This window comes from Streptomyces pathocidini (genome assembly GCF_001418495.1).
Classification (GTDB): domain Bacteria; phylum Actinomycetota; class Actinomycetes; order Streptomycetales; family Streptomycetaceae; genus Streptomyces; species Streptomyces pathocidini.
In genome coordinates, this window is the sequence record NZ_LIQY01000372.1 from 1 (window position 1) to 5,532 (window position 5,532).

A 5,532-nucleotide genomic window follows, 5' to 3' on the forward strand; every position below is an offset into this window, starting at 1 on the left:
CGGCCGCGGCAGCCGCGGCCGCCCCCGTACAGGAACTCCGCACTGGGACAACGAGCGTGTGCGCCGCGCGGCACGTCGCGCGTCCCCCGACCGTCGTACCGCTCACCCTCAAACCTGGGGTGATTACGGGACATTGGCGAACGAAGCGCCGAACCCCGAGCGGCAGTGCAACAGTCCGCCAGCCTACCCTTCGCGGGCTTTCGGCGCGGATCGTGGGCGGGGGACGAGGCGCCCGCTCCCGGGCGTCTTCCGGGCGGGTGTCAGGCCCTGGGGAGGCGGTGTCCGCAGAGGAGGAAGACGACGGCGCGCTCCCTTTCGCCCCAGGCCGAGGCGGTGGACGTGTCCAATTCCACAGACTGGATCAGTGCGCACTCGACGGTGTAGCCGCCGTCGGTCAGGGCCGCGCCGATGGCCTCGGCGGCGTCGCGGGTGGGCGCGTGGGCGACGATCCGCTCGGGGCGCCGGGCGGCGCAGGCGTCCACGACGGCCGCTCCCCCGCCGCCCACCCGTACGACGTCGGGCTCGGGCAGGTCTTCGAGTATGTACGGGGCGGTGCCGTTGACGACCTGGAGCTGGACTCCGTGGCGGCGGGCCGCGGCGGCGGCGCGGTCGCAGGCGGCGGCGTCGCGGTCGACGGCGATGACGGCCGCGCCGAACCCGGCGGCCTCGACGGCGGCGGCGCCGCTGCCCGCGCCGATATCCCAGACGAGGTCGCCCACGCGCGGCCCGAGGCGGGCGAGTTGGAGCGCGCGCAGCTGGGCCGACTCGCCTTCGCCGAACCTGCCCTGGGCCGGGGCGTACTCCCCTGCCGGGCGCGCCCAGCCGCGGACGCCCGCGGCTGGGTCGCGGCCGGCGATCCAGCCGCCGCCCTGGAGGGCGGCGCCGCGGACGGGGCCGCCGGGCCCGGGGCCGACGGGTACGGGCGCGGTCCGGGGGCCGCCGATGGAGATGACGACGTTGGGGTCGCGCCAGGTGTGGTCGGCGACCTTGTCGGAGGTCAGGACGGTCACCCGCTCGCGGTCGGTGCCGAGTTCCTCGCAGATGACGAACGTGCGGTGGACCGCGCCCAGGAGCAGGGCGAGTTCGGCGGGCCCGGCGCCGGGCGAGGTGAGGACGGCGACCTTGGTGTGGGCACGGCAGACGTTCACCGCGCGGCGCAGGTCGCGGCTGTGGGCGACGACGATCCGGGCGTCGTCCCAGGGCATCCCGGCCCGGGCGAAGGCGGCGGCGACGGAGGAGACGGCGGGGACGACCTCGATCTCCAGGCCGTGCTGGGGGGCACGCAGGGTGCGGACGACACCGAAGAAGCCGGGGTCGCCGTCGGCGAGCACGACCGCGGTGCCGCGGTGCGCGGCGATCCGGCGGGCGGCCAAGTCGAGGCTGCCGAGCCGGATGCGCTCGGCGGAGCTCGGGACCTCGGGGAGCGCCAGGTGGTGGGCGGCGCCGGCCACGAGGGTGGCGGCGGCGAGCGCGGAGCGGGCCGCCGCGGTCAGCGGCGAGCCGTCCCAGCCGATCACCGTGACCCGGTCGGCCATCGTCGTCAGTCTCCTGGGCAGTCGCGGGTCGGGCCCGCGGGGTGCGCGGGCAGCGGGGGCGCAAGGGTCCGGGGCACGCCCCGGAGGAGCACAGTACCCCGGCTGGTCCAGACCGGTGGCGGGAGGTGGAAAGTGGGACGGGTGCCGGTGCGGGCCTGGACCGGGTCAGGCCCGGACCGGGGTCAGGTCGGGTCGGGACGGGTCAGGCGCCCCGCAGCGGCGCGAGCCGCGCTCCACGAGGTGTGTGCCAGTTCGGCCTGGGGGAGCAAGCTCCTCGCCCAGCGCCCGTACGCCACGACCGACGCCCTCCTCGTCGCAGGCGACGCCGCCATGGCCGAGCTGACCGCCGAGGACCTGGCCGAGGCCGGCCGACCGGAGCTGGGTCAGGCAGGGGACGGTCGGGAGCTCATGGCCAGTCGGGGCTCACGGCCTGTCGAGCGCTCACCGGTCCGGGACTCACGCCCAGTGGAGGGCTCACGCCCAGTCGGGGTACGCCGCGTAGCCGCCCGCGTCCGCCATCTGCTCCGTCTCACCCGCCAGGTCCTCCAGGTCCTCCGGCAGCAAGCTCCACACGATGAGGTCGGTGCGGATGTCGGTCCAACCGCCGTCCTCGGTCTGCGTACGCGCTATCCACGCGTTGCGGAGCACGCCCTCGCTGATGCAGCCGACCTTCTGCGCGACCTGCTGGGAGGCGGTGTTGTCGGCGGCGGTGCGCAGTTCCAGGCGCTCGAACCGCTGGTCGCGGAAGAGCCATTGGGCAACGGCCTGTACGGACTCGCAGGCGTAGCCCTCGCCGCGCGCCCAGGGGGCCGTCACGTAGCCGACCTCGGTGACGCGGACACGCCAGTCGGTGTTGCGCAGGTGGACGGTGCCGACGAGGCGCTGGGTGAGGAATTCGGTGACGGCGAGGACGAGCCCGCGGCCGGCGGTGCGTTCGGCGGGGGCCAGCCGGGTGGCCCAGGCGGTGGCGTCCTCGCGGGTGTAGGGGTGGGGCACCGAGGTCCAGGCGGTGACGAGTTCGTCGTTCATCATGTCCGCGAGCGCGGGGACGTCGGCCTCGTCGAACGGGCGCAGCACCAGCCGGTCCGTGCTGATGGAGATGTCCGGGAAGGTGGGTGTCATGCGCCTCTCCTGGCCGTGGACCGGGGATGGGTGCCCTGTCGGTGTGGCTCCGTGGTCGGGGGGTGCCCTGCTGAATAGCCCAGCATGCAGCATGCACCGGCCGGAAGTGCAGCCCGGGGGCGGAACGGCGGTGGGCTCCGCACCGCCGGGGTGCGGAGCCCACCACTGCTCAGGGCCCAACAGGCGTCTGGTGCCCGCCACTTCGCGCGCTGCCGCCAGACGTCGGGGAGTCAGAAGTCGGAAGTCAGGCGCCAGACGTCAGGAGTCAGAAGGAGGCCAGCACCGAGCCGTCGTACTTGTCCTCGATGAACTTCTTCACCTCGGGCGAGACCAGCAGCTCGGCGAGCTTCTTCACCCGCGGGTCCTTCTCCTTGCCCTCCTTGACGGCGAGGAAGTTGCCGTACGGGTTGTTCTTGGGCGACTCCAGGACCAGCGCGTCCTCGGCGGGCTTGAGGTCGGCCTCGATCGCGTAGTTGCCGTTGATCACCGCGGCGTCGACGTCGCCGAGGGAGCGCGGCAGTTGGGCGGCCTCCAGCTCCTTGAACTTGAGGTTCTTGGGGTTGGACGCGATGTCGCCCGGGGTGGCCTCGTTGCCCACGCCGTCCTTGAGCTTGATGATGCCGTTGGCGTCGAGCAGCTTGAGGGCGCGGGCCTCGTTGACGGTGTCGTTGGGGACGCCGACGGTGGCGCCCTTCTTGATGTCCTTCACCGACTTGGCCTGCTGCGAGTACAGGCCGAGCGGCTCCAGGTGGACGGTGGTGACGGGCACGATGTGGGTGCCCTTCTTCTTGTTGAAGTCGTCCAGGTACGGCTGGTTCTGGAAGTAGTTGGCGTCCACCGAGCCGTCCTCGGTCGCCGTGTTCGGCGTGACGTAGTCGGTGAACTCCTTGACCTCGAGCTTCAGGCCCGCCTTGGCCGCCAGGTTGTCCTTGACGTAATTGAGGATCTCGGCGTGCGGGACGGGGCTCGCCGCGACGGTGAGCGGGGCGTCCGCGCTGTCCTTGGCCGAGTTGGAACCCGAACCGCAGGCGCTCAGGCCCAGGGTGAGGGCGCCGGCGGCGAGGACAGCGGTGGTGATCTTGGCAGTGTTACGCACGAAAAGTGCCTTTCTCCAGAGGTGGTACGCCCCGCGGGGGTGGTACGGGGTCACGCGCCGCGGGTCGAGTGCTCGCCCCGCGGCCGGTCAACGGGTCAGGAAACCTTGGTGGGTTCGGGAGCCGGGGCGGCGGTCGCCTCGGCGTCCGCCGTCCGCGGTGCGGGCCTGGGCCGCAGCAGGCGCAGCTTCGGCGCACCGGCGGAGGAGCCGGCGCGGTGCGAGACGCTGCGCGCGGTGAAGTCGCCCGCGAACTGGATGGCGGAGATGACCACCGCGAGGATGGCCACGGTGATCCACATCAGCCCGGTCTCGAACCGCTGGTAGCCGTAGCGGATGGCCAGGTCGCCCAGGCCGCCGCCGCCGACGGTGCCGGCCATCGCGGAGTAGCCGATGAGCGCGACGATCGTGGTGGTGGCGCTGGACAGCAGCGAAGGCAGCGCCTCGGGCAGCAGCACCTTGCGGACGACGGTCCAGGTGGAGCCGCCCATGGCCTGCACGGCCTCGACCAGCCCGCCGTCCACCTCGCGTACGGAGGTCTCCACCAGCCGGGCGAAGAAGGGGATCGCGCCGATGGCAAGCGGGACGATGGCGGCGCCGGGGCCGATGGTGGTGCCGGTGACCCAGCGGGTGAACGACATCAGCGCGACCATGAGGATGATGAACGGCAGCGAGCGGCCGACGTTCACGATCTGGCCGACGACCTTGTTCACCACGGTGTTCTGCAGCAGCCCGCCGCGGTCGGTGAGGACCAGCAGGACGCCGAGCGGCAGGCCGCCGACGACGGCGATCACCGCCGACCAGCCGACCATGAAGAACGATTCCCAACACGCCTGGGACAGCAGCGGCTGCATCTCCGACCAGGTCACTTGGCACCTTCCTTCACGAGCTGCTCGTCGGCGTCCGGCCCGGCCACGTCCACCTGGAGGCCCTGCTCGCGCAGGAAGCCGATGGGGACGACGTTGTCCTCGAAGCGGCCGGGCAGTTCGATGCGCATCCGGCCGACCTGGCGGCCGCCGACGGTGTCCAGGGCGGCGCCGAGGACCGAGATGTCGATGTTGTACGTGCGCGACAGCTGCGAGATGACCGGCTGGGTCGCGGCGTCGCCGTGGAAGGTGAGGTCCACGACGGTGCGGCCGGGCCCGGAGGCCTCGCCGCCGACCGGGAACAGCTCGGCGGCCAGCTCGGAGCCGGGGGTGGCCAGCACCTCGGAGACCGTGCCGGACTCCACGATGCGGCCGCCCTTCATGAGCGCGGCGGAGTCGCAGATGGTCTTGATGACGTCCATCTCGTGCGTGATGAGCAGCACGGTCAGGCCCAACTGCCGGTTGAGGTCGCGCAGGAGCTGGAGGATGGAGCGGGTGGTCTCGGGGTCGAGGGCGGAGGTCGCCTCGTCGGAGAGCAGCACCTTCGGGTCGCCGGCCAGCGCGCGGGCGATGCCGACGCGCTGCTTCTGTCCGCCGGAGAGCTGGGCCGGGTAGGCCTTGGCCTTGTCACCGAGGCCGACCAGGTCCAGCAGTTCGAGCGCCTTGCGGGAGCGCTCGGCGCCGGAGATCCCGAGGATTTCCAGGGGCAGTTCGACGTTGTCCTGCACGGTGCGCGAGGACAGCAGGTTGAAGTGCTGGAAGACCATGCCGATGTGGCTGCGGGCCTGGCGCAGCGTGGATCCGGCTCGCGGTCCGCGCCCGGCGAGCGCGGTGAGGTCCTGTCCGGCGACGGTGACCGTGCCGGAGGTGGGGCGCTCCAGGAGGTTCACGCAGCGGATGAGGGTGGACTTGCCGG

5 protein-coding genes and 1 pseudogene are annotated in these 5,532 nt (G+C 72.5%); 1 reads left to right on the forward strand and 5 read right to left on the reverse strand.

All coding sequences use genetic code 11. The features are described 5' to 3' along the window. Positions 1-260: 260 nt before the first annotated feature. Positions 261-1,535 (reverse strand): precorrin-6y C5,15-methyltransferase (decarboxylating) subunit CbiE, encoded by a 1,275-nt coding sequence (cbiE, locus tag AOK16_RS17730; RefSeq protein ID WP_055473216.1) that lies wholly within the window; start codon positions 1,533-1,535, stop codon positions 261-263. Positions 1,536-1,754: 219 nt separating this feature from the next. Between cbiE and AOK16_RS28435 the strand changes: the two are divergent. Further along, a pseudogene (locus AOK16_RS28435) lies at positions 1,755-1,961 on the forward strand (2-oxo-4-hydroxy-4-carboxy-5-ureidoimidazoline decarboxylase); the annotation flags it as partial. A 48-nt stretch (positions 1,962-2,009) separates the two neighbouring features. On the opposite strand, the gene AOK16_RS17735 reads toward AOK16_RS28435, so the two are convergent. The 4 genes from AOK16_RS17735 to AOK16_RS17750 form a co-directional block, all read right to left on the reverse strand. Beyond that, a complete protein-coding gene (locus AOK16_RS17735) occupies positions 2,010-2,657 on the reverse strand; it encodes a GNAT family N-acetyltransferase (RefSeq protein WP_055473217.1) in 648 nt (215 codons plus the stop codon). Positions 2,658-2,922: 265 nt separating this feature from the next. Continuing rightward, positions 2,923-3,753 (reverse strand): MetQ/NlpA family ABC transporter substrate-binding protein, encoded by an 831-nt coding sequence (locus AOK16_RS17740; protein ID WP_055473218.1) that lies wholly within the window; start codon positions 3,751-3,753, stop codon positions 2,923-2,925. 95 nt (positions 3,754-3,848) lie between these two features. Then, positions 3,849-4,619 carry a methionine ABC transporter permease gene (locus tag AOK16_RS17745; protein WP_055473219.1) on the reverse strand — a complete coding sequence of 257 codons (771 nt, stop codon included), beginning with the start codon at positions 4,617-4,619 and terminating at the stop codon, positions 3,849-3,851. After that, positions 4,616-5,532: methionine ABC transporter ATP-binding protein (locus AOK16_RS17750; protein ID WP_055473220.1), on the reverse strand; the 917-nt coding region annotated here is incomplete at its 5' end. The genes AOK16_RS17750 and AOK16_RS17745, both read right to left, overlap by 4 nt.

What these genes read in the sequence shown, in the direction of transcription:
- AOK16_RS17735 (WP_055473217.1), bottom strand. Translation starts at nt 2,657, where the DNA reads ATGACACCCACCTTCCCGGACATCTCCATCAGCACGGACCGGCTGGTG.
- cbiE (WP_055473216.1), bottom strand. Translation starts at nt 1,535, where the DNA reads ATGGCCGACCGGGTCACGGTGATCGGCTGGGACGGCTCGCCGCTGACC.